This window comes from Devosia geojensis (assembly GCF_000969415.1).
Classification (GTDB): Bacteria; Pseudomonadota; Alphaproteobacteria; order Rhizobiales; family Devosiaceae; genus Devosia; species Devosia geojensis.
Genome location: NZ_JZEX01000207.1, coordinates 24620 through 46313, shown reverse-complemented (window position 1 = coordinate 46313; position 21694 = coordinate 24620). Strand labels below are relative to the sequence as shown.

The 21694-nt window shown below is 65.6% G+C and carries 23 protein-coding genes; 15 read left to right on the top strand and 8 right to left on the bottom strand.

The features are described 5' to 3' along the window. Positions 1-58: 58 nt before the first annotated feature. From VE25_RS21505 to VE25_RS21495, 3 genes are all read right to left on the bottom strand, one after another. A complete protein-coding gene (locus VE25_RS21505; protein ID WP_046110736.1) occupies positions 59-1102 on the bottom strand; it encodes a hypothetical protein in 1044 nt (347 codons plus the stop codon). A 165-nt stretch (positions 1103-1267) separates the two neighbouring features. Next, positions 1268-1627, bottom strand: coding sequence for a hypothetical protein (locus VE25_RS21500; protein ID WP_152664708.1), 360 nt, complete (start codon positions 1625-1627; stop codon positions 1268-1270). A gap of 190 nt (positions 1628-1817) precedes the next feature. Continuing rightward, positions 1818-2408 (bottom strand): CGNR zinc finger domain-containing protein, encoded by a 591-nt coding sequence (locus VE25_RS21495; protein ID WP_046110734.1) that lies wholly within the window; start codon positions 2406-2408, stop codon positions 1818-1820. A gap of 119 nt (positions 2409-2527) precedes the next feature. Here VE25_RS21495 and VE25_RS21490 point away from each other — a divergent pair, with 119 nt between their 5' ends. Continuing rightward, a complete protein-coding gene (locus VE25_RS21490; protein ID WP_046110733.1) occupies positions 2528-3418 on the top strand; it encodes an alpha/beta fold hydrolase in 891 nt (296 codons plus the stop codon). Between the two features lie 15 nt (positions 3419-3433). On the opposite strand, the gene VE25_RS21485 is transcribed toward VE25_RS21490, so the two are convergent. Next, entirely contained in the window at positions 3434-4132 is a 699-nt protein-coding gene (locus tag VE25_RS21485) for a TetR/AcrR family transcriptional regulator (RefSeq protein ID WP_046110732.1), read from the bottom strand. Between the two features lie 182 nt (positions 4133-4314). On the opposite strand from VE25_RS21485, the gene VE25_RS21480 reads away from it, so the two are divergent. Continuing rightward, positions 4315-4797: a RidA family protein gene (locus tag VE25_RS21480; protein ID WP_046110731.1), complete on the top strand. Its 483-nt coding sequence runs from the start codon at positions 4315-4317 to the stop codon at positions 4795-4797. A 237-nt stretch (positions 4798-5034) separates the two neighbouring features. Here the strand turns inward: VE25_RS21480 and VE25_RS21475 are convergent, their stop codons facing one another. Continuing rightward, the gene (locus VE25_RS21475) at positions 5035-6315 is read right to left on the bottom strand and encodes a Gfo/Idh/MocA family protein (protein WP_046110730.1); all 1281 of its coding nucleotides are present in this window, start codon (positions 6313-6315) and stop codon (positions 5035-5037) included. Between the two features lie 231 nt (positions 6316-6546). On the opposite strand from VE25_RS21475, the gene VE25_RS21470 reads away from it, so the two are divergent. The 10 genes from VE25_RS21470 (at position 6547) to VE25_RS21425 (ending at position 16257) form a co-directional block, all read left to right on the top strand. Beyond that, the gene (locus tag VE25_RS21470; protein WP_046110729.1) at positions 6547-8148 is read left to right on the top strand and encodes an ABC transporter substrate-binding protein; all 1602 of its coding nucleotides are present in this window, start codon (positions 6547-6549) and stop codon (positions 8146-8148) included. 5 nt (positions 8149-8153) lie between these two features. After that, positions 8154-9236: an ABC transporter permease gene (locus VE25_RS21465; protein WP_046110728.1), complete on the top strand. Its 1083-nt coding sequence runs from the start codon at positions 8154-8156 to the stop codon at positions 9234-9236. Further along, positions 9233-10150, top strand: a complete 918-nt coding sequence (gene nikC / locus VE25_RS21460; RefSeq protein ID WP_152664707.1) for a nickel transporter permease — start codon at positions 9233-9235, stop codon at positions 10148-10150. Before VE25_RS21465 ends, nikC begins: the two co-directional genes overlap by 4 nt. 3 nt (positions 10151-10153) lie before the next feature. Then, complete coding sequence (locus VE25_RS21455; protein WP_046110726.1) at positions 10154-11008, top strand: ABC transporter ATP-binding protein; 855 nt, start codon at positions 10154-10156, stop codon at positions 11006-11008. Further along, positions 11005-11793, top strand: coding sequence for an ABC transporter ATP-binding protein (locus VE25_RS21450; RefSeq protein WP_152664706.1), 789 nt, complete (start codon positions 11005-11007; stop codon positions 11791-11793). Before VE25_RS21455 ends, VE25_RS21450 begins: the two co-directional genes overlap by 4 nt. Before the next feature lie 74 nt (positions 11794-11867). Continuing rightward, complete coding sequence (locus VE25_RS21445) at positions 11868-12203, top strand: cupin domain-containing protein (protein ID WP_046110725.1); 336 nt, start codon at positions 11868-11870, stop codon at positions 12201-12203. A gap of 28 nt (positions 12204-12231) precedes the next feature. Then, positions 12232-12981: a FadR/GntR family transcriptional regulator gene (locus tag VE25_RS21440; RefSeq protein ID WP_046110724.1), complete on the top strand. Its 750-nt coding sequence runs from the start codon at positions 12232-12234 to the stop codon at positions 12979-12981. 115 nt (positions 12982-13096) lie between these two features. Then, a complete protein-coding gene (locus tag VE25_RS21435; RefSeq protein ID WP_046110723.1) occupies positions 13097-14791 on the top strand; it encodes an alpha/beta hydrolase in 1695 nt (564 codons plus the stop codon). A 190-nt stretch (positions 14792-14981) separates the two neighbouring features. Further along, positions 14982-15815 (top strand): TIGR02587 family membrane protein, encoded by an 834-nt coding sequence (locus VE25_RS21430; RefSeq protein WP_052732151.1) that lies wholly within the window; start codon positions 14982-14984, stop codon positions 15813-15815. Between the two features lie 10 nt (positions 15816-15825). After that, on the top strand, positions 15826-16257 hold the full coding sequence (locus tag VE25_RS21425; protein ID WP_046110722.1) for a hypothetical protein: 432 nt from the start codon (positions 15826-15828) through the stop codon (positions 16255-16257). Between the two features lie 3 nt (positions 16258-16260). Here the strand turns inward: VE25_RS21425 and VE25_RS21420 are convergent, their stop codons facing one another. The 3 genes from VE25_RS21420 to VE25_RS21410 form a co-directional block, all read right to left on the bottom strand. Then, positions 16261-17022: an ABC transporter permease gene (locus VE25_RS21420; protein ID WP_046110721.1), complete on the bottom strand. Its 762-nt coding sequence runs from the start codon at positions 17020-17022 to the stop codon at positions 16261-16263. Beyond that, positions 17019-17948, bottom strand: coding sequence for an ABC transporter ATP-binding protein (locus VE25_RS21415; protein WP_046110720.1), 930 nt, complete (start codon positions 17946-17948; stop codon positions 17019-17021). Before VE25_RS21415 ends, VE25_RS21420 begins: the two co-directional genes overlap by 4 nt. A gap of 160 nt (positions 17949-18108) precedes the next feature. Next, positions 18109-18498 carry a PRC-barrel domain-containing protein gene (locus tag VE25_RS21410; RefSeq protein ID WP_046110719.1) on the bottom strand — a complete coding sequence of 130 codons (390 nt, stop codon included), beginning with the start codon at positions 18496-18498 and terminating at the stop codon, positions 18109-18111. Positions 18499-18664: 166 nt separating this feature from the next. Between VE25_RS21410 and VE25_RS21405 the strand changes: the two genes are divergently transcribed. Genes VE25_RS21405 through VE25_RS21395 form a run of 3 tightly spaced genes read left to right on the top strand, consistent with a single transcriptional unit; the run spans position 18665 to position 21662 of the window. Further along, the gene (locus VE25_RS21405) at positions 18665-19609 is read left to right on the top strand and encodes a Bug family tripartite tricarboxylate transporter substrate binding protein (protein ID WP_046110718.1); all 945 of its coding nucleotides are present in this window, start codon (positions 18665-18667) and stop codon (positions 19607-19609) included. Continuing rightward, a complete protein-coding gene (locus tag VE25_RS21400) occupies positions 19606-20118 on the top strand; it encodes a tripartite tricarboxylate transporter TctB family protein (protein ID WP_046110717.1) in 513 nt (170 codons plus the stop codon). The genes VE25_RS21405 and VE25_RS21400 overlap by 4 nt, the downstream gene beginning before the upstream one ends. After that, complete coding sequence (locus tag VE25_RS21395; protein WP_046110716.1) at positions 20118-21662, top strand: tripartite tricarboxylate transporter permease; 1545 nt, start codon at positions 20118-20120, stop codon at positions 21660-21662. The genes VE25_RS21400 and VE25_RS21395 overlap by 1 nt, the downstream gene beginning before the upstream one ends. Positions 21663-21694: the final 32 nt, after the last annotated feature.

Here is a 21694-nt window from a genome sequence, read left to right as displayed (position 1 = left end):
TCCCCTCAAGGGGGAGGGGAGCCCTCCGGCTCGTGCTTCCGTCAATACATGACATAGTCTAGCGCACGATCGGGCCTGGTTCCCCGTCGGGATGGACGGTGAACGTGACTTCGAGCCGAAGGTCGCTGATGTGGGACGAGCACCGGGTATTGTCGTCGCCGGAAAGGTTCGCCGTATCGAGCGGTGTTCCCACCAAGACGTAGCCGACGCCCAGCGACACGGCACCTCCCAGTTCAGGCGGGGGCTGGAGCCCGGGATTGAGGCGCTGGTGCAGCAAGTCGGTGACGTCCCATGCGCCACGGGGCTCGACCTTGGAAAACGTCGTCTGCGTCAGCGGCATGTGCTGGTCGTGGGGCAGCGTTCGCCAGTCTATGTCGGGAACACGTAGCACGACACAGCCATCCGGCTTCTCCTCCGGCACGCCTTGACCATTGCTCCAGCATGGAAGCGGATCGACAAGAAAACCACCCTGCGTATAGACGAGGGCACAGAAGGCGCTCGGCAGCGCGTTCTCGGTGTAGCGCAGGATTGCCCTGTCGATCGTCATCGACCCCGCAACGCTCGTTATCGGTGCCAGGTCGAAATCGAAGGCAAGCCGCAAGATCCAGGATGCGCAGGGATCGGTTCCGCCGTCTGGATGCCCGGTGCCTTCGACCTGGCCCCAGCCGGCCGAGTCGTCGGGGGACCTCGTGCCTCCGTAGCAGCTGATGCCATGCCCGGTGAAAGTGCCGATCACCGGAATGTCCTTAAAGTATCGGTGGCTGGAATTCTCGTTGGATGCGCTGACGTTCAGAACGACCGTCCGGGTTTCCGCAGGCCTGGGGGGCGGTGGCCCCGCGTTGATGCCGATCATGGCAGGTCGCCCTTCGAAGCATTCCCTGTCATCGAGGACCACAGAAATCGTGCGTCCCGCCTTGTAGGCGGAAAGGGCCATGCCGAGGAAGGTCTGGTATCCAGGCCGCGAGGCGTGGGCGATGTAGCCGTCTGCAGTGGGACACCCGGCAGGATTGTGCATGGGCGTGTCGAGGACGATGGCGAAGGCGTCAGAGTTCCATCCGGTGCGCAGCAGGGCTATCGAGCCGGTCGCATAGGTCTCGGCCATGGCGGTTCCCGTCGCAGCCGAAAGGACAAGGGCCAACGCGTATGGAACGGCCCTGGTCAGGGCGAGTCTCATTGCGGCCTGGAGCGTGTTCACGTCTGTCATGTAACCACACCCGATCAAAGACGCCGATCAAACGGGACAAGGTTCTGCGTGCGGCCTCGGCCGTCAGCCCGGCAGATTGATGCCGATGATCTTGGGGTAGCCGTGAACGCACACTCCCGTATTGCTGTCGATCACGGCCGTCACCGGTTTTCCCGCGCCATAGGCCGCCAGGGCGGCGGCATAGTACGTTTGGTAGCCCGGCAGCGAACTTTCGGAAACGTAACCCAGCGGGTTCGGACAGCCGGCCGGATTTTGTTGCGGAGCCTCGAGCTCCAGGCCGAACGAGTCCGAATTCCACCCGGTCCGCAGGATCTTGATCGGCCCGGTCACGTAGACCTCGGCCAGCACCGGCTGGACTGCCGCCAGCAGCACCAAAATCGCAGCAATGAGACCTTGAGACCACTTCACCCTTGCAATACGCATCGGAACTCCCTCGTGTCGAGTGCGCTATGCGAGTAACAGCAGGCGTAGACCGGGCGACGATATGCGCGTTTTGCGTCAGTTCAATTGCGCCACCGCGGGCTGGTTAACAATCGAGATGGGCGCCAGGAACGATTTGATCGAAGGCGTGTCCGGCGCGGCTATCATGGCGACATCACGGTGAGCCGTCGGTCTAGGCATGTTCCCTGTGGCGCGACACCTTCTCGCGGTTTCCGCAGGTCCGCATGCTGCACCAGCGGCGCTTGCCGCCGCGCGAGGTGTCGAGGAAGAGCCAGTCGCAGCGGGGGCACGCGCGCAGCCTTTCGCGCGGCAGGGTGAAAAAGCCCTCGACCGAGAGCATGGCGAGGACAGCCGTGACCGCATCGGGATCCCACCAGCGGGCGAGGGAGAGGTCGGGTCGCGTGCCGTCAAGCCCGACGGCACCATCGGCAAGTCCGCCCGCGGCGGACCTGAACAGGAAACCCAACGCTTCCGGCGGAGGCTGTTTGTCCGCGGCGATCGACCCGAAGACCCGGGCCGATGCCTCCCGCACCGCGTGGACCCGTTCGACGAACGGTTCGCCCGGTATCCGGGCGACCGCTTCCGCCTCGCGCGCGCCGGCAAGCCCCGACGCCTTGAACCAGTTTGCGATGTCGCGGGCGGATTTGAGCAGCTCGTTGTCGGGTTCGGGCGCCCGCCGGTTGAACACGGCGTTGGCGAGGTCGAGGGCGGGGTGTCCGCCGATGAAGTGCTCCGGCACCCACTGCGTATATGCGTTCGCCACGGAACTTAACCCTTTTTAGCCTGTTATCCGGTTACAAACGATGTAACCTGTATAATAGGGTAATTCGGTGTCAACGCCAGGGCGATGTTTGCGCCCGGCATGAACAGGAGGAATGAGCGATGCAGAACCATCATCACAAGACCCGCCATGAGACCATCAATGTCGGAGGCCTCGACATCTTCTACCGGCATGCCGGCGACCCGGAGCGGCCGGCGATCCTGCTGCTGCACGGCTATCCGACGTCGTCCTACATGTATCGCAACGTTATCGAGCCGTTGGCGGAAACCGCCTATGTCGTGGCCCCGGATCTGCCGAGCTTCGGCTATTCCTCAGCGCCATCCCCCGACGACTACGACTACACGTTCGAGAACATTGCCGACACGATCGATGCGTTTCTTGCTGCGCGCAACCTTGAGAGGTTCTTCCTCTACCTCCACGATTTCGGCACCCCCGTGGGCTATTATCTGGCAACACGCCGGCCCGACCGCATCCGGGGCCTGATCGTCCAGAACGGCAACGCCCATGAGGAAGGGCTGGGGCCGAGTTGGGACGCCTCAAGGGCGTATTTTGCCGACCCCAGCGAGGCGAACAGAGCCAAGCTCCCCGACTGGATGAATTTCGAGACCACCCGATACCAATATGTCGGAGAGCAGCCGGAGCGCATCACGCGTCTCTATCCCCCCGATGGCTGGCATCTCGACTGGGACTGGCTATCCCGGCCCGGCAATACCGACATCCAGTTCAGGATCTTCTCCGACTACGGGGCACACATCGCGCGATTCCCCGCCATTGCGGCCTATCACCGCGAACACCAGCCGCCGTGCCTCATGCTCTGGGGGCGGCACGATCCGTTCTTCGATATCAACGAGATCATGGCCTATCACCGTGTTCTCGATACCCTCGAGATCCATGTCTTCGAAAGCGGACACCAGCTTCTCGAAACCCATCACAGGGAATGCGCGGCTCTGATGAGCCGCTTCATGCTCGAGGTGGAGGCCGGCCAACTCTAGCGTGGTGGATGCTGCTCACCGTTTCGGAGCGAGACCGTCGAGCAGGAAATCGAGACCATCCCGAAAGGTCCCGTCCCAGTCGTTGTCCAGCAGCAGGCGGGAGCGCTCGATCGTCGGATAGCGTTCGCTGAGACCGGTGAGGCGCTGCTGGGCGGCCGCCAGGTCATCATCCGAGCGCTCGAAGCTCGCGCGGGTGATGGTGGCGCCCATGACATGGTTCCAGAGCGACCATAGCGCGACGTTGAGATCGGCGTCCGCCACGCCGGCCCTCGACAAGGTCCTGCCCAGCAGCTCCAGGCGGAGGAGGATGTTCGGGCCGAGGGCCCGGCGCGGCAGCAGCGCCGCCGACCAGGGATGGCGCAGCATGCTGGCGCGCCAGTCCTCGAGCATGTGCAGGACCTCGCCGCGCCAGTCTTGGGACTCGCCCGCCTGCGGCGGTTCGCGATATTCGAGCACCGAATCGAGCGCCAGGTCGAAGACGGCCTCCTTGTTGTCGACATGCCAATAGAGGCTCATCGCGCCCGCGCCGACGCGATCGGCGAGCTTGCGCATCGTCAGCCCGTCGACCCCTTCGGCATCCAGCAGCTCCACCGCGGCCGCGACGATGCGTTCGAGGGAAAGAGCCGGTTCACCGCTCTGCGCCTCTGCGGATAAGCGTGGCGCACCTGGCCGTTGAGGGCGTTTCCCCCGCGCACCGCTAGCTTTGCCTGCCATCTGTCTTCCTTGCTTGTCAGCACGCCGGCACCAAGACGAATGTCGATTCTCGGCGATTGACTCGTACGCTGTACGATGCGATTTTGTCGTACAGCGTACGAGTCCGATCATACGGACGACGGACCAAAGTTCAATCCTCTTGGCCGCGGGGAAGCCCGCGGCCATCGGAGCCGAGAGAAATCATGCCACGCGCAATCAAGAACCTGCTTATCGGAGGGCTGATCATCATGACCATGGGCGTTCCCGCCGCGACGACGGCCAATGAGTCCAAACTGACCATCGTCAACCCGCCGAACCTCGGCGACCCGACGCCGAACGGCTACAGCACGGCGGTGATCGTTCCCGCCGGCGCCCGGATGGCCTACATCTCCGGGCAGGGCGGCCAGGACAGCACCGGCGCGCTGTCGCCCGACTTCGCCGTCCAGGTCGAGCAGGCCTACGCAAACCTGCGCACCGCCCTCGACGCCCTGGGCGCCAGGCCCGATCAGGTCGCCAAGCTCACCGTCTTCGTGGTCGACCACGACATGTCGAAGCTCGGGGTGTTGACGCAGAACGTCACGGCGATGTTCGGCGAGACGCTGCCGGCGCAGACCCTGGTCCCCGTTCCCAAGCTTGCCATCGACCCCATGCTGTTCGAGGTGGAAGCCGTCGTCGTGCTGGATTAGCCGGGGGCGGAGGCCCGCGTAGGACACCGCTCCCTTCTCCCCCCGTGGGAGAAGGTGGATCGCGCTCGCAAAGCGCGAGACGGATGAGGGGGTTACCGCCGCAAACGTGGTGCTCGTTGCACCATCGCAGACCCCTCACTCTGATTTTCCGCTGGAGCGGAAAATCTGTCCCTCTCCCTCAAGGGGAGAGGGGTGGGTGTATATGCGATAACCCTGCTTGCGGGCAGGTTCGGATGGCTACAGCTTGACGAGCGTCTTCACGTCCACCGGCAGGCCGGTGGCGAAGGACTTGTTGGCGGCGATGCCGGTGAGGATAGAGAGAGCGCCGTCGCGGTGGTTGGCGCCGTAGCCGGGACGCGGGGTCGCGTTGCCGAAGATTTCCTCGAGCATGATCTTGTCGCCGCCGCCATGACCGCCTTCGCCGTGCTTGACCGGAACGACGCGCGGTTCGCCATGCAGCGGGAAGTGGTAGAGCTTGACGCCTTTGGCGGCGCCTTCTGTCTCCGAACCGGCGCCGGCATTGATGTAGGAATTTTCGTGCACGGTGAGCTCGAGACGGCCACCGGTGCCGTTGATGGCGACGTTGAAGCCTTCCCACGGGGCATAGGCATAGAGCGAGTAGGTCATCACCGCCTTGTTGCGGTAGCGCACCATGACCGACATGGTGTCCTCGATGGAAATGCCGTCGCCGAAGACGTTCTGGTCGCGCTGATAACCGTCTTCCTTCTCGGCCTCCCAGTAGAGGCCCTTCTGAACCGGGTTGGCGGTCAGGTCGATGGCGAACTTGTCGCCCTTGGCGGCCGCGACGCCGGTGGTGCGGGTATAGGGGGTGAAGACGCCGCGCTCCTCGGCATTGGCGCGACCGTAGAACTTGAGGTCGCCCATGCCGAAGACGGTGTCGGGCTGCGAGCCGAGCCAGAAATTGACCAGGTCGAAGTGATGGGTCGACTTATGGACCATGAGGCCCCCGCTGTTGCGCTTGTCGCGGTGCCAGCGGCGGAAATAGTCGGCCCCGTGGCGCGTATCCAGCAGCCATTCGAAATGCACCGAAGTGACCTGACCGATGGCGCCTTCGGCGATCAATTCGCGCAGGGCCGAATTGTGCGGGGCATAGCGGTAGTTGAAGGTGACGCGCACATTGCGCCCGGTGCGCTCGACCGCGTCGAGAATGGCCTGGCACTTCTCGGGATCGGTGGTCATCGGCTTTTCGGTGATCACGTCGCATCCCGCCTCGAGCGCGGCGATGATGTAATGGTGGTGCGTGCGGTCGATGGACGTCACGATGACGGTGTCGGGCTTGCGCTCGGCGATCATGGTTGCGAAGGCGTCGGCCTTGTAGGTCGGCAGCTTCTCGCCGGACAGCTCCTCCACGATCACGCGGTTGGTGTAGTCCATGCGGGTCTGGTTGGTATCACACAGGGCGACCAGCTTGGCATGGTCGCGGTGCGGCCCGAGAATGCTCTCGTAAAACATCCGCGCGCGGCCACCTGTTCCAACGATCGCATATGCCTTGGGCATCACATTGTCTCCAGTCTCTTCATCGTCAGGGGCGCGGCCATATGGCTCTCGATCCGGCCGCGCCGCTCATGTACCATACAAGTTCGGAAGTACCATACAAGATCGAAGAAAAGTACTACTTCTTCGCGAAGGAGGCGCGGAGAACGCACATTTTCCGCCGGATCGGCATTGACCTAGTTGTATGATGTCGCATAGCATACCACTCGACCCGTTGTGGTTGGAGGAGTTCCCATGAAGAGTCTTTTGCTTGCGTCGGCGACGGCGCTCGTCCTTGCTTTGCCGTTGCCGTCGGCCCTCGCGGCCACCCCGAACGATCAGCTGGTGATCGGGCTCAGCATGAGCAACGTCCTGACCCTCGACCCGGCGGCGACCACCGGGCGCGAAGGCATGGCCGTCGTCAACAATGTCTACGACACGCTGATCCGCCTCGATGCGGTGGAGCGCACCACGGTGCATCCGGCGCTGGCCGAGAGCTGGCAGATCAGCGAGGACGGCTCGCAGATCACCTTCCAGCTGCGCGAGGGCGCGACGTTCGCCTCCGGCAATCCGGTGACGGTTGAGGACGTGCTGTGGTCGTTCCGCCGCGTCCTGTCGCTCGAATTGTCCGGCGCCGGCCCCTGGGCGGTCGCCGGCTACACGGTCGACAATTTCGACGAGCTGGTCACCGCGCAAGGTAATACGATTACTGTGCAGTTGGCCCAGCCGGGCGACCCGCAGCTGCTGCTCTACATGTTCGGTAAGCCTAGTAATACGGCCATCATCGACAGCAGGACCGCGCTCGAGAACGAGGTCGATGGCGACCTCGCCGCCGCCTGGCTCACCACAAACTCGGCCGGGTCGGGTCCCTATGTCGTGCGCAGCTGGAACGCGAACGACACGATCATCCTCGACCGATTCGATGGCCACTGGGGCGGCGAGGCGCCGATGCGCCGCGTCCTCATCCGCCACATGCCCGAAAGCCAGACCAAGCGCCTGATGCTGGAACGCGGCGACCTCGATGTCGGCCTCGGCCTCTCGGTCCCCGACATCTCGGCCCTGAGCACCAACCCGGATGTCGTCGTGCAGTCGACGCCGAGCTCGGGCTTCTACTACCTCGGCGTCAACATGAAGGACGAGCGCTTCGCCAACCGCGACGTGCGTCTGGCGCTGCGTCACCTCATCGACTACCAGGGCATCAACACCACCATCATGCCGAACTACGGCGTGCTGCATCAGCGCCCGCTCTCGCCGGGCGTGGTCGGAAGCCTGCCCGATCCGGGCTATGAGCTCGATGTCGAAAAGGCCAAGGAACACCTGGCCGCGGCCGGCTACCCCGATGGCTTCACCGTCGAGCTGCTCTCGCTCAACGAGCCGCCGTTCCTCGACGCCGCGACCTCCATCCAGGGCACCCTCGCCCAGGCCGGCATCAGGGCCAATATCGTCACCGGCACCGGCAACCAGGTCTACGGGCCCATGCGCGAGCGCACCTTCCAGATGATCGTGCGCCGCGGCGGCGGCGGCGCCGAGCCGCATCCGCACTCGAACCTCCAGGCTTTGGCGATCAACATCGACAACAGCGACGAGGCCGAGCACCTGGCCGGCGGCATCGTCTGGCGCACCGCCTGGCAGTCAGAGGAGCTCAACGAGATGGCGGCGGCCGCCCTTCTCGAGCGTGACCCGCAGGCCCAGCAGAAGATGTACGAAGATATCCAGCTGCTCTACGAGGAGGTCGTGCCGGCCCTCCAGCCCTTCTCGGCCGTGGTCGACACCGTCGTCTTCCGCGCCGATATCGAGGGCTACCAGAACCACTACGGCTGGACGACGCGCTTCGACGGCGTCTCCAAGGACCGCTGATTGAAATGGGGCGGCGGACTCGCCGCCCCGCCAAATGCCGGGGATCCTCGAACGTGCACGCCAACCAACTGCGAACGCAACTGACCGACGCCTCCAAATTCGTGGGCTCGGTGGTTGTCACCCTGTTCGGGCTCCTCGTCCTCACATTCTTCATCGGCCGCATGATGCCGGTGGACCCGGTGCTGGCCATCGTCGGCGACGAGGCCTCGAGCGCCACCTATGAGCGCGTCTATCGTCAGCTCGGCCTCGACCAGCCGCTCTATGTGCAGTTCTTCCGCTTCGTCTCGGATATCCTGCGCGGCGACTTCGGCGTCGCGCTGTTGACCGGGCGCCCCGTCATCGAGGATATCGCCCGCGTCTTTCCCGCCACGATCGAGCTCGGCACCATTTCCATCATCATCGGCACCGGCCTCGGCGTGCCGCTCGGGGTGCTGGCCGCGGTCCGGCGCAATAAATGGCCGGACTACACCGTCCGCTTCTTCAGCCTCATCGCCTATTCGACGCCCACCTTCTGGTTCGGCCTCATGGGGCTTCTGGTGTTCTATGCCTTCCTCGGCTGGTCGGGCGGCAGCGGGCGCGTCGAGATCTTCTATACCGGCCTCGTCGAGCCCATCACCGGGTTCCTGCTCGTCGACAGCATCCTGGTGGGCGAGTGGGACGTGTTCTGGAGCGCGCTGCGCAACATCTGGCTGCCCGCCGTCGTCCTCGGCCTCAACTCCATGGCCTATATCAGCCGCATGACCCGCAGCTTCATGATGGAGCAGCTGAGCCAGGAATACATCATCACCGCGCGGGTCAAGGGGCTCTCGCAGAACCAGGTGATCTGGCGGCATGCCTTCCGCAACATCAGGGTTCAACTGGTGACCATCGTGGCGCTCGCCTATGGCGGGCTGCTCGAGGGCGCGGTGCTGGTCGAGACCGTGTTCTCCTGGCCGGGCTTCGGTGGCTATCTCACCAGCAATCTGATGATCGGCGACATGAACGCGGTCATGGCCTGCACGCTCCTGGTCGGCGTGCTGTTCATCGCCCTCAACATCCTCTCCGACATCCTCTACCGGGTGTTCGACCCCAGGACCCGATCCGCATGAGCGAGAATTCATCCTCAATGAGCCTGCGCGAGTACCTGAGCAGCGACACGGTCACCAGCATGCGCCAGGCCACCGCCCAGCGCGTCTACTGGAGCCTGCGCGCGTTCCTCGGCAATCCGCTGGCGGTATTCGGGCTCGTCGTGATCCTCGCCATGATCCTCGCGGCGATCTTCGCGCCGTGGATCGCGACCCACGATCCCAATGCCCAGAACCTCTCGCGGGCGCTGCAGCCGCCCGGCGAGGAGAACTGGCTGGGCACCGACGAACTCGGGCGCGACATCTTCAGCCGCATCGTCTATGGCTCGCGCATCTCCATCTATATCGTCATCCTGGTGTCGGTGATCGTGGCGCCGGTCGGCCTCGTCGTCGGCATGGCGGCCGGTTATTTCGGCGGCTGGGTCGACCGCGTGCTGATGCGCGTCACCGATATCTTCCTGTCGTTCCCGAGCCTCATCCTGGCGCTCGCCTTCGCCGCGGCGCTGGGGCCGGGCATCGAGAATGCCGTCATCGCCATCTCGCTGACCGCCTGGCCCTCGATCGCGCGCCTGGCGCGGGCCGAAACGCTCACCATGCGCGCGTCCGACTTCATCGCCGCCGCGCAGGTTTCGGGTGCCTCGGCGCTGCGGATCCTGCGTCGCCATATACTACCCATCTGCGTCCCGTCGGTCATTGTGCGCATCACCCTCAATATGGCCGGCGTGCTGCTGACCGCCGCGGGCCTCGGCTTCCTCGGCCTCGGCGCGCAGCCCCCGACGCCGGAATGGGGCGCCATGACCTCGGCCGGCCGCCGCTTCATGATCGACAGCTGGTGGGTGGTGACCATGCCCGGCATGGCCATCCTCGTCGTCGCCCTCGCCTTCAATCTCTTCGGGGACGGCCTGCGCGACGTGCTCGACCCGCGCCAGTCGAGGTAACTCATGAGCGATCCCATCCTCTGCGTCCGGAACCTCAACGTGCGCTATTTCGGGGCGCGCGGGGCGATGCATGCCGTGCGCAACGTCAGCTTCGAGGTCGGCAAGGAAAAGGTCGCGATCATCGGCGAGTCCGGCTCGGGCAAGTCGACGGTCGGCCGCGCCGTCATGCGCCTCTTGCCCGATGTGGCCAGGGTCGAGGCCGATGCGCTCGATTTCGAGGGGCGCAACATGCTCGCCCTCAGCGAGAAGGCCATGCAGGACATCCGCGGACGGCGCATATCGATGATCCTGCAGGACCCCAAGTTCTCGCTCAATCCCGTGATGACTGTCGGCGAGCAGGTGAGCGAAGCCTACCTCGCCCATTTCCCCGTCAGCCGGGCCGAGGCGCGCCGGCGCTCCATCGAGCAGCTCGCGGCGGTGCGCATCCGCGATCCCGAGCACGTCTACGGCCTCTATCCGCACGAGGTTTCGGGCGGCATGGGCCAGCGCATCATGATCGCCATGATGCTCATTCCCGATCCCGCCCTTATCATCGCCGACGAGCCGACCTCGGCGCTGGACGTCACCGTGCGCCTGCAGGTCCTCGCCCTGCTCGACGACCTCGTGCGGCAGCGCGGCATCGGCCTCTTGTTCATCAGCCACGACCTCAACCTCGTGCAGAGCTTCTGCGACCGCGTGCTCATCATGTATGCCGGGCAGGTAGTCGAGGAATTGCGCGCCGACGAGCTGGACAAGGCCCGGCACGAATACAGCCAGGGCCTCCTCGCTTCGCTCCCCCGGATCGGTGCGCGGCGCGAGAGGCTGCCGACCCTCAACCGGCGCAGCGAGTGGGCGCTGGACCTCGTGAGGCAGAAATGAGCCTGATCGATATCGACGACCTTTCGCTCTTCCTCGGCCAGGGCGCGCGCCGGCGGAAAATCCTCGATTCCATTTCGTTTTCCGTCGAAGCCGGCCAAACCTACGGGCTCGTCGGCGAAAGCGGATCGGGCAAGTCGACTGTGCTGCGGTGCATCGCGGGCCTCTATCGCCAGTGGACCGGCGGCATCGCGGTCGACGGTCAGACCTTCCGGCAGGCGGACCGGCTGGGCTGGTGCCGGAACGTGCAGATGGTGTTTCAGGACCCGTACGGGTCCCTCCATCCCAAGCACCAGATCGAGGATATCCTGGCCGAGCCGCTGCACATCCACAAGCTCGACAACATCGGCGAGCGCGTCGGCAAGGTGCTGGACCAGGTGGGGCTGCCGGGCAAGTTCCGCTACCGTTTCCCGCACCAGCTCTCGGGCGGGCAGCGCCAGCGCGTCGCCATCGCCCGCGCCATGGTGCTGCGCCCCAGCATCGTGCTGCTCGACGAGCCGACCTCGGCCCTCGACGTTTCCATCCAGGCCGAGATCCTCAACCTCTTCATGGACCTGCGCGAGGAGCTGAAGCTCACTTACCTGCTGGTCAGCCACGATCTTTCGGTCATCGACCACATGTGCAGCGCCTTCGCGGTGATGCAGGCCGGCAGGATCGTCGAGGTGCTGACGCGCGACGCGCTGGAGAACAACGAAGCCAGTGCGCCCTATACGCGCACCCTCATCGAAGCGAGCGAACGCTACGACCGCGACCTGGCGCTGCGCCAGGCGGAAGCCGAACAAGCCTAGTTTTGCTTTATCGCGTTTTCGAACCGGAAAAGTGGTGTCCACTTTTCCTGAAAACGCTTCAACCGGAGACGAACATGCCCACATCAGGCCCCTTTCTTCACGGACGCGATGCCCAATGGCAGGAGATGGGCGAAGGCCGGCGCATGCAGATGCTGTGCTACAATGACGAGCTCATGATGCTGCGCTGGGAGTTCGCCACGGGCGCCGTCGGCAGCCCGCATACGCACCCCCACGCCCAGGCGGCCTATATCGAAAGCGGCCTCTTCGATGTCACCATCGACGGCAATACCCAGCGGCTCGGGCCCGGCTCCAGCTATGTCGTTGCCGGGGGAGTACTGCACGGAGCCGTTTGCATAGAGGCCGGGACTATGGTGGATAGTTTCACCCCCATGCGGGAAGACTACATCTAGGCTTGTCCGGCCACCTGGAGATATTGGGATGGAGCTCCGTCGGGGCAATCTTGCCGAGCAGATCGTCGAAGTCATGCGCCGCCGCATCCAGGACGGGGAATATGCGCTCGGCTCGAAGCTGCCGACCGAGCAGGAGCTGATCGGCGAGTTCGGGGTCAGCCGCACGGTCATCCGCGAGGCGATCGCCAACCTCAAGGCCGGCTCGATGGTCACGACCCGTCAGGGCGTCGGCGTCTTCGTCCAGAGCGCGTCGTTGCCGCAAGGGTTCGTCATCACGCCCAAGGACATCGACGCCCTTTCCGACAAGATCGCGCTGCTCGACCTGCGCATCGCCCTCGAGGTCGAGGGCGCCGGCCTTGCCGCGGCGCGGCGCAGCGATCAGGCCCTCGCCAATATCGAGCGGAGCCTCGAGGTCATGCGCGAGGCCATCGCCGCCGGCAGCGACGCCATCGAGGCCGACCTCGACTTTCACCGATCGGTCGCCGCGGCCACCAACAACGTCCATTTCTCCAATCTCTTCGGCTATATCGGCACGCTTTCCGTCCCGCGCGCCCGCTTCAAGACCTACGGCCTCTCGCAGGACGAGCGGATCGCCTACCTCAACAAGGTCAACGAGGAGCACGCAGCCGTCTTCCTCGCCATCCAGGCGGGCGACAGCGAGAACGCGCGCAGCGCCATGCGGCTGCACCTCGTCAACAGCAAGCAGCGCCTGATGCGCGAGCTCGAGAGCGGCAAGACCGGCGACGAGGGATCCCGTGCTAGCGCGTCGTCGAGGTGATCGTGGAATTTCCCGCGCCAGGAACTATTTCGCTTGCCCGCGACGGAAAAACTTGACGGCTGAAAAGCACCCTTCCTAGCTTCACCCATCGGTTTGCCGATGGCGGGAGGCGGACATGCGGGTTTCGAGCTGGATCGGATTCTTCCATCGCCACCTGTCGATGCCGGGCCTCGTCGTCGGTGCGCTGCTCTTTTCGATGTCGCTGACCCCCTCGCTACTGCCGCGCACCTTCCTGGTGCAGGGGTTTCTCTCGGGCTGCACGTTCGCCGCCGGCTATGCCATCGGCGTCTTCCTCGAGTGGGTCTGGGACTACATGGAGATCCGGTGGCCGGAGGGCCCGCACAACCGCTGGCTGCGGTGGATGGTGGCGGGCGGCTGCGTGCTGCTGATGGCGATCTGCCTTTACCAGTTGCCGGCCTGGCAAAACTCGGTGCGCGAGGCGATGGGCGCCGAGCCGGTCGAGGGTGGACACCAGCTCTACGTGCTGCTGGTGGCGCTCGCGCCGGCGGCACTGTTCATCCTGCTCGGAACCCTGCTGGTCCATGGCGTACGCTTCGTCATGCGCCGGCTCGCCCGCTTCCTGCCGCGGCGCGTGGCGTTCGTGCTGAGCCTCGCGATCGTCGGGTTCGTCACCGTTTCCTTGGTCAACGGCGTGCTGTTGCGCAATGCGCTGCGCGCCGCCGATTCGTTCTTCGAACGGCTCGACGGGCTGGCCGGGCAGTATGGCGAGCCGCCGGCCGATCCGCTGCACTCGGGAAGCGCAGCCTCGCTCATCCCCTGGAGCACCATCGGCAGGGACGGACGCATCTACGTGGAATCCGGTCCCTCGCAGGAGGAAATCGAGGCGGTAATCGGCCGGCCGGCCATGGAGCCGCTGCGCGTCTATGTCGGCCTGCGGTCCGCCCCGACGTTCGAGCAAAGGGCCGACCTGGCGCTGGCCGAGATGCTGCGCGTCGGTGCGTTCGATCGCTCCGTGCTGGTCATCATCATGCCGGTGGGCACGGGCTGGGTCGATCCGGCGGGCATCGACTCGCTCGAATATCTCCAGGCCGGGGACGTCGCGAGCGTTGCGCTGCAGTATTCCTACCTCACCAGTCCGCTGTCGCTCGTCGTCGAGCCCGACTACGGCATCGAAGCGGCTCAGGAGCTCTTCAACACCGTCTACGGGTATTGGACCGCGCTGCCCCCCGACAGCCGGCCGCGCCTCTACCTCAACGGGTTGAGCCTCGGCGCACACAGCTCCCAGGCCTCGACGCAGGTGTTCGACGTCCTTGCCGACCCGTTCAACGGCGCCCTCTGGGCCGGGCCGCCCTATACGAGCGCGATCTGGCGCTGGGCGACGGCCAACCGGCAGCCCGGGTCTCCCGAATGGCTGCCCCGCTTCGGCAACGACACCAGCATCCGCTTCGCCAACCGCGGCAGCCAGCTGGGCGAGGCGGATGCCGAGTGGGGGCCGATGCGGCTCGCCTTCCTGCAATACCCCAGCGACCCGATCGTGTTCTTCGACTGGTCGATCCTCTACCGGGCGCCGGACTGGATGATCGGCGAGCGCGGGGCAGGGGTCTCGCCGGCGCTCAACTGGTATCCGGTCGTCACCTTCCTCCAGCTCGGCATGGACATGGCCCTCGGCCTCACCTCGCCGGTCGGATACGGCCACGTCTATTCGGCCGCGGACTACACCGATGCCTGGCGGGCGCTGGTCGAGCCGCCCGGCTGGGATGACGCCGGCATCGCGCGGCTGAAGGAAGTGCTCTCGCAGGTGGAGAGCGCGACGACGCTGGGGCCGGAAGTGCGAGTGGAAGCCCGCTGAGGCTTCGGGGGAACCGCGGCAAATGCCTCGGCGTTGAAAAGGCAAGGGCGACGGCGGGTTAAGCCATTCGCCCCCATGTCCAACCGCTTGTCGAGGCCGCACGTGACCGGTTCAGGCTTGACGCTCTATCTGGCGCTGGTGGCGACGGCTTTCCTGCTGGTGGTGGCCATGGTCGTGCTGGGCGCCGCCGGTGGCTGAGGCTGCGGCATTTGCGACGAACGGGACCCTGCGTCCGCTGCTTGTCGGATTCGGGCGCGCGTTCGGCGGCGCCCTCGTTTTCTCGCTGCCCATGCTCATGACCATGGAGATGTGGCAGCTCGGCTTCACGGTCGAACGCTGGCGGCTGCTCATCCTCATGCTGGTCTCCGTTCCGCTCCTCGTCTTCCTCTCGCGCTATTGCGGGTTCGAAAAGACCCGGCACTGGGCCGAGGACGTGCGCGATGCTTTCATCGCCCTCGGCATCGGGCTCCTGTCGAGTTCGGTGGTGCTTACGCTGCTGGCCATCCTCGAACCGGGCATGCCGCCATCCGAGATCGTCGGCAAGATCGCGATGCAGACCGTGCCGGCGGCGCTTGGAGCCCTCCTCGGGCGCAGCCAGCTCGGGCGCGACGGGCACGTGGGCGAGCAGGAGGAGACCTATGGCGGCGAGCTCCTCGTCATGGCGGTCGGCGCGCTCTTTCTCGGGCTCAACGTCGCCCCGACCGAGGAGATGCTGCTGATCTCGCTGAAGATGACGGCGCTGCACTGCCTGCTGCTCGTGCCGATATCGATGCTCATCATGCACGCCTTCGTCTACGCCGCCGCTTTCAAGGGCGGCACCGAGATCGGTCCGGAGACGCCCTGGTGGAGCGCGTTCCTGCGCTTCACCGTCGTCGGCTATCTGGTGGCCCTCGCGGTCTCGGCCTATGTGCTCTGGACCTTCGGCCGCTTCGACGGCCTGGAGGTGGCCAAGGCGCTACGCATCGTCGTCGTCCTCGCCTTCCCCGCCGCCGTCGGCGCGGCGGCGGCGCGGCTGATCCTCTAAGGGGCCGGCGATGGCAACAGCGAGGACAAAACGCAGGCAACGCGCGCCGCAGGATCCAGCGCCAAAGCCCGCCAACGCGCAGGCCGCCCGCATCGAATGGATCGCCGGGATCGCCTCGGCGGCGATCGTCCTCGGCGTGATGGGCTTTCTCGCCTTCGAGGCGGTGGTCAAGAGCGGCGGCATCGCCGACCTCGCGGTCACGGAGCTCGATCGAAGCATGACGCAGGCGGGCCTGGCGGTGACTTTCGAGATCAGGAACGCCGGCCACGCCGCGGCCGCGGCGGTCGAGGTCGCCGGCGTGCCGCCGCTCGAAGGCGGCAGCGGTCAGATCGTCATCGACTACATCCCCGCCGGCGCCAGCCGCACCGCCACCCTGATCTTCCCGCGAGAGACGCCGCCCGAAGAGATCGAGGTGCACGTCATCGGATATTCCGATCCCTGAACGTCAGGCCTTGAGCCTGTATCCCGTGCGGAAGATCCACGCGACGATCGCAAGGCAGATGGCCAGGAACGCCAGCGTCATGGCGAGGCTGATGCCGACGTTGACGTCGGCGATGCCGTAGAAGCTCCAGCGGAAGCCGCTGATGAGATAAACGACGGGATTGAAGAGCGAGATCGTCTGCCAGAGAGGCGGCAGCACGTTGAGCGAATAGAAGGTGCCGCCGAGAAACGTCAGCGGCGTGATGATGAGCAGCGGCACGGTCTGCAGCTGCTCCATGCCCTTGGCCCAGACCCCGATGATGAAGCCGACGAGGCTGAAGGTGATGGCTGTGAGGACGAGGAAGATCAGCATCCAGACAGGATGATCGATCCGCAGCGGCACGAAGAAGCCGGCCGTCAGCAGCACGAGCACGCCGAGGATCAGCGATTTGGTCGCCGCCGCCCCGACATAGCCGACGACGATCTCGAAGGACGAGACGGGCGCCGACAGGAGCTCGTAGATGGTGCCGAGGAATTTCGGGAAATAGATGCCGAATGAGCCGTTGGAGACGCTCTGCTGCAGCACCATCAGCATGATGAGGCCCGGCACGATGAAGGCGCCGTAGGAGACGCCTTCGATCTCGGTGATGCGCGAGCCGATGGCCGCCCCGAAGACGACGAAATAGAGCGAGGTCGAGATCACCGGCGAAACGATGGATTGCATGGACGTGCGGAAGGTGCGCGCCATCTCGAATTTGTAGATCGCCTTGACAGCCTCGAAGTTCATTTCCCGTCCCTCACCAGGTTGACGAAGATGTCCTCGAGCGAGGACTGGTGGGTCTGCAGGTCCTTGAAGCGGATGCCGACGCGCGACAGGTCGGCAAGGAGCGCGCTGATGCCTGTGCGCGCGCCATGCGCGTCGTAGGTATAGGTCAATGTCGTGCCGTCACCGGAAAGCTCGAGCTTATGCCCGTCGAGCCCGGTCGGCACGACCTCGATCGGCTCCTGCAGCTCGAGGCGCAGCTGTTTGCTGCCGAGCTTGCGCATGAGCTCGTCCTTGTTCTCGACGAGCCGCAGCTCGCCCTTGTCGATGATGCCGATGCGGTCGGCCATCTCCTCGGCCTCGGCGATGTAGTGGGTGGTGAGGATGATGGTGACGCCCAAGGCGCGAAGCGCGCGCACCAGCGCCCACATCTCCTTCCTCAGCTCCACGTCGACGCCGGCCGTCGGCTCGTCGAGGAAGAGAATGCGCGGCTCGTGCGAGAGCGCCTTGGCGATCATCACCCGCCGCTTCATGCCGCCGGACAGCTCGAGGATCTTGTTGTCCTTCTTGTCCCAGAGGGCGAGGTCCTTCAGCACCTTCTCGATGTGGGCCGGATCGGGTTTCAGCCCGAAGAGCCCGCGGCTGTGCGTGACCGTCGCCCATACCGTCTCGAAGGCGTCGGTGGTCAATTCCTGCGGCACGAGCCCGATGAGCGAGCGGGCGGCGCGGTAGTCCTTGACGATGTCGTGCCCGTCGACGGTGACCGTGCCGGTCGTGGCGTTGACGATGCCGGTAACGATGCTGATGAGCGTCGTCTTGCCGGCCCCGTTGGGCCCGAGGAGCGCGAGGATCTCGCCGCGCATGACCTCGAGGTCGACGCTCTTGAGGGCCGTGAAGCCCGAAGCGTAGGTCTTGGACAGGTTGGAAATGGAGATGATCGGCTGCTGCATGTCGCGCCTCCGGTTCGGACCGGTTGCTTCCGGTCACGCGGTCGTGAGCGAGCATGTGAGCGTTCGAGCCGCCAAAGGCAAGAGTGCAGCGGAAACAAAAAACCGGCGCCACCTGGGCGCCGGCCGGGGCCTCCCTTGTCGAAAGCCCGCCAGTGAACTGTCAGACCCAGTACGGCGGCACGCCGTAGTAGTCGTAGATGCCGCGGCTGCGCTTCTCGTCGAAGTCGAAATCTTCGCCGCGCGCATAGTGGGGGGCACTCTCGAGCTGGTCCTTGGTGACGTTCACCCGGTAGCCGCCCAGGTCCGTGTCGTATTCGAGCATCGACCAGGGCAGGGGATAGTGGTCGTCGCCGATGCCGAGGAACCCGCCGAAGCTGAGGACCGCATAGGATACGCGCCCCGAGCGCTTCTCGACCATGATGCGCTCGATCGAGCCGATATGGTCGCCGTTCGGATCATAGACCTTGGTGCCCTCGACCTTGTCGGAGGCGATGAGGTCGTGCGTCTCGGTGGCGTCGACGCTGCGGTCAGGCATGTCAGAATAGGCCATGGCTGTCTCCTCTGGTTGGGTATCCGTGCAACGATGCGACGGCCCGCCAGTTCCCGCGCCGGCCGATCACAAATTGCCCCTCCGTGACAGGACGGCGACAGGCTCGCGACCTAGCATTATAGTTCCGGGCGTAACGTCGCCCGCTTGTTGTTCAAGGGAGGAACTATTGAACAAGCTGCTTCTCGCGGCGCTGGTGACCGGCGCCCTGGCTCAACCCGTCTTCGCGCAGGATTATACCATCATGGCGCCCGCCGCCCCGGGTGGCGGCTGGGACCAGACGGCTCGCACCATCCAGCAGGTGCTGCAGGACGAAGGCATCGCCGGCAACGTGCAGGTGACCAACGTTCCCGGCGCCGGCGGCACCATCGGCCTTGCCCAGTTCGTCAATCAGGCGCAGGGCAATCCCAGCCAGTTGATCGTCGGCGGCTACGTGATGGTCGGCGCGATCCTGACCAACCAGTCGCCGGTGACGCTCGACAACGTCACGCCCATCGCGCGCCTGACCGGCGAGTCGGTCGCCGTCGTCGTGCCGGCCAATTCGCCGATCCAGACCATCGACGACCTGACTGCGGCCTTGAAGGAAAATCCGGGCGCGGTCTCCTGGGCCGGCGGCTCGGCCGGCGGCGCGGACCACATTCTTGCCGGTCTCTACGCGCAGGCCGTCGGCGTCGATCCGACCCAGATCAACTACATCGCCTTCTCGGGCGGCGGCGAGGCGCTGGCCGCGATTCTCGGCGGCCAGGTGACCGTGGGCGTTTCCGGCTATGGCGAATTCGCCTCGCAGGTCGAGGCGGGCGAGCTGCGGCTCCTGGCCATCTCCGGGCAGAACCGGCTCGAGGGCGTCGATGCCCCGACCCTTTCGGAAGCCGGTGTCGACGTCGTGCTCGAGAACTGGCGCATGGTCGCGGCAGCCCCCGGCATCACCCCGGAGCAGGAAGCCGAGATCAACGCCGACATCGCCGCGATGGTCGAGTCCGACGGCTGGCAGACGGCTCTCGCCGACCGCGGATGGGTCGACACCTATCTTGCCGGTGACGAGTTCAAGGCCCAGCTCGCCGAGGACATCGCCGCCACCGACGGGATCCTCCGCCAAATCGGCCTGGTGCAATGACCGATCGCGCCAATGTCACGCGCCGCCCCGATGGGGCGGCGCTCGTCATTGCCGCCGTGCTCGCCGTCATCGCGGCGGTGATCTTCTGGCAGACCGCGCAGATGCGCGTCGTCGCCGTCTATGCGCGCGTCGGCCCGACGACCTTTCCCTATATCGTGGCGACGGGCCTTGCCGTGCTCTCGGTGCTGACGGCGCTCTCGGCCCTGCGCGGCAGTTTCCCGGCGCGCGAGAAAGACAATCACGGCCCGATGTTCTGGATCGTCGGTGGGCTCCTCGCCCAGATGTTCCTGATGTTCCCGCTGGGCTTTTCCGTCGCCACCGGCATCCTCTTCGCCATGACCGCCGCCGGCTTCGGCCAGCGCAGGTTCTGGTTCTCGCTGCCGGTCGGCATCGTCTTTGCGTTCTTCATCTGGCTGGTCTTTGCGCGCGGGCTCCAGCTCTCGCTGCCCTCCGGGCCGCTTGAAGCGGCCGCGATGTCGCTCTTTTCCAGCATGAGCGGAGGCGCCTGATGGGTACCTTCGATCTTCTGCTGCAGGGGCTGATGGCGGCTCTCGAGCCGATGATGCTCGTCTATGCCTTGATCGGCGTGACGCTCGGCACCGCCGTCGGCGTCCTGCCCGGCATCGGCCCGGCGCTGACCGTGGCGCTGCTCTTGCCCGTCACCTACCGGCTGGATCCGGCGGGCTCGCTCATCATGTTCGCCGGCATCTACTACGGCGGCATGTATGGCGGCTCGACGACCTCGATCCTGCTCAATACGCCCGGCGAAAGCGCCTCGATCGTCACCGCCCTCGAGGGCAACAAGATGGCCCGCAAGGGCCGCGGCGGACCGGCGCTGGCGACGGCCGCCATCGGCTCGTTCATCGCCGGGCTAATCGCGACGCTCCTCTTGGCCTTCATCGCCCCGTGGGTCGTGCGCTTCGCGCTCTCCTTCGGTCCGGCGGACTATTTCGCGCTGATGGTGCTGGCGTTCATCACGGTGTCGGCCGCCTTTGGCGACTCGGCGCTGCGCGGCATCACCGCGCTCTTCATCGGCCTCGGCCTCGGACTCATCGGCATCGACCTGCAGACCGGGCAGACCCGGCTCGCCTTCGGTATTCCCGATCTCCTCGACGGCATCGAGGTGACGACGCTCGCCGTCGCGCTCTTTGCCATCGGCGAGACCCTGAAGGTCGCCTGCTCGCCCACGCACCTCAAGGAGGAGGTCGAGGCGATAAAGGGGTCGGTGTGGATGACGATCGAGGACTGGAAGCGCAGCTGGGCCTCGTGGCTGCGCGGCACCTTCATCGGCTTTCCGATCGGCGCGATGCCGGCGGGGGGAGCGGACGTTGCGAGCTTCCTCTCCTACAGCGCCGAGCGCAACTTCTCCAAGCACCCCGAGGAGTTCGGCGAAGGCGCCATCGAGGGCGTCGCCGGGCCCGAGGCGGCCAACAATGCCTCGGCCGCCGGCACGCTGGTGCCGCTGCTGACGCTGGGCCTGCCGACGACGGCGACGGCGGCGATCATGCTCGCCGGCTTCCAGCAGTTCGGCCTGCAGCCGGGTCCGCTGCTCTTTGCCAACAACGCGACGCTCGTCTGGGCGCTGATCGCCAGCCTGCTGGTCGCCAACCTCATGCTGCTGGTGCTGAACCTGCCGCTGATCGGGCTGTGGGTGCGGCTCCTCACCATCCCGAAGCCCTGGCTCTATGCGGGAATCCTGAGTTTTGCCACCCTCGGCACCATCGGTGCGAACGCGGCTGTGATGCGGATCTGGGGCGTGTCGTTCTCATTCGAGCTGCTTCTGCTCCTCGCCTTCGGCATCCTCGGTTACCTGCTGCGCCGCTTCGGCTACCCGATCGCGCCGGTGGTGGTGGGCCTGATCCTCGGGCCCATGGCCGAGCAGCAGCTGCGCCGGGCGCTCGCCATCAGCCAGGGGGACCCGGCGGTGCTCTTCGCTTCGCCGGTCGCGATCGTCCTCTACGTCGTGGCCGCCCTCGCGCTGCTGCTGCCCGTGTTCCTGCGCCTGAGGGGCAGGGGACAGCTGCTGGGGCAGCTGGCGACGGACGAGGATTAGGCCTTCGGCGGCTCTTTCGCCTCCCTCCCCCT

Coding starts and splice junctions, on each gene's coding strand:
- VE25_RS21505 (WP_046110736.1), bottom strand. CDS start 1,102: ATGGCCGAGACCTATGCGACCGGCTCGATAGCCCTGCTGCGCACCGGA.
- VE25_RS21500 (WP_152664708.1), bottom strand. CDS start 1,627: ATGCGTATTGCAAGGGTGAAGTGGTCTCAAGGTCTCATTGCTGCGATT.
- VE25_RS21490 (WP_046110733.1), top strand. CDS start 2,528: ATGCAGAACCATCATCACAAGACCCGCCATGAGACCATCAATGTCGGA.
- VE25_RS21485 (WP_046110732.1), bottom strand. CDS start 4,132: ATGGCAGGCAAAGCTAGCGGTGCGCGGGGGAAACGCCCTCAACGGCCA.
- VE25_RS21480 (WP_046110731.1), top strand. CDS start 4,315: ATGCCACGCGCAATCAAGAACCTGCTTATCGGAGGGCTGATCATCATG.
- VE25_RS21475 (WP_046110730.1), bottom strand. CDS start 6,315: ATGCCCAAGGCATATGCGATCGTTGGAACAGGTGGCCGCGCGCGGATG.
- VE25_RS21470 (WP_046110729.1), top strand. CDS start 6,547: ATGAAGAGTCTTTTGCTTGCGTCGGCGACGGCGCTCGTCCTTGCTTTG.
- VE25_RS21465 (WP_046110728.1), top strand. CDS start 8,154: ATGGGGCGGCGGACTCGCCGCCCCGCCAAATGCCGGGGATCCTCGAAC.
- nikC (WP_152664707.1), top strand. CDS start 9,233: ATGAGCGAGAATTCATCCTCAATGAGCCTGCGCGAGTACCTGAGCAGC.
- VE25_RS21455 (WP_046110726.1), top strand. CDS start 10,154: ATGAGCGATCCCATCCTCTGCGTCCGGAACCTCAACGTGCGCTATTTC.
- VE25_RS21450 (WP_152664706.1), top strand. CDS start 11,005: ATGAGCCTGATCGATATCGACGACCTTTCGCTCTTCCTCGGCCAGGGC.
- VE25_RS21445 (WP_046110725.1), top strand. CDS start 11,868: ATGCCCACATCAGGCCCCTTTCTTCACGGACGCGATGCCCAATGGCAG.
- VE25_RS21440 (WP_046110724.1), top strand. CDS start 12,232: ATGGAGCTCCGTCGGGGCAATCTTGCCGAGCAGATCGTCGAAGTCATG.
- VE25_RS21435 (WP_046110723.1), top strand. CDS start 13,097: ATGCGGGTTTCGAGCTGGATCGGATTCTTCCATCGCCACCTGTCGATG.
- VE25_RS21425 (WP_046110722.1), top strand. CDS start 15,826: ATGGCAACAGCGAGGACAAAACGCAGGCAACGCGCGCCGCAGGATCCA.
- VE25_RS21420 (WP_046110721.1), bottom strand. CDS start 17,022: ATGAACTTCGAGGCTGTCAAGGCGATCTACAAATTCGAGATGGCGCGC.
- VE25_RS21415 (WP_046110720.1), bottom strand. CDS start 17,948: ATGCAGCAGCCGATCATCTCCATTTCCAACCTGTCCAAGACCTACGCT.
- VE25_RS21410 (WP_046110719.1), bottom strand. CDS start 18,498: ATGGCCTATTCTGACATGCCTGACCGCAGCGTCGACGCCACCGAGACG.
- VE25_RS21400 (WP_046110717.1), top strand. CDS start 19,606: ATGACCGATCGCGCCAATGTCACGCGCCGCCCCGATGGGGCGGCGCTC.
- VE25_RS21395 (WP_046110716.1), top strand. CDS start 20,118: ATGGGTACCTTCGATCTTCTGCTGCAGGGGCTGATGGCGGCTCTCGAG.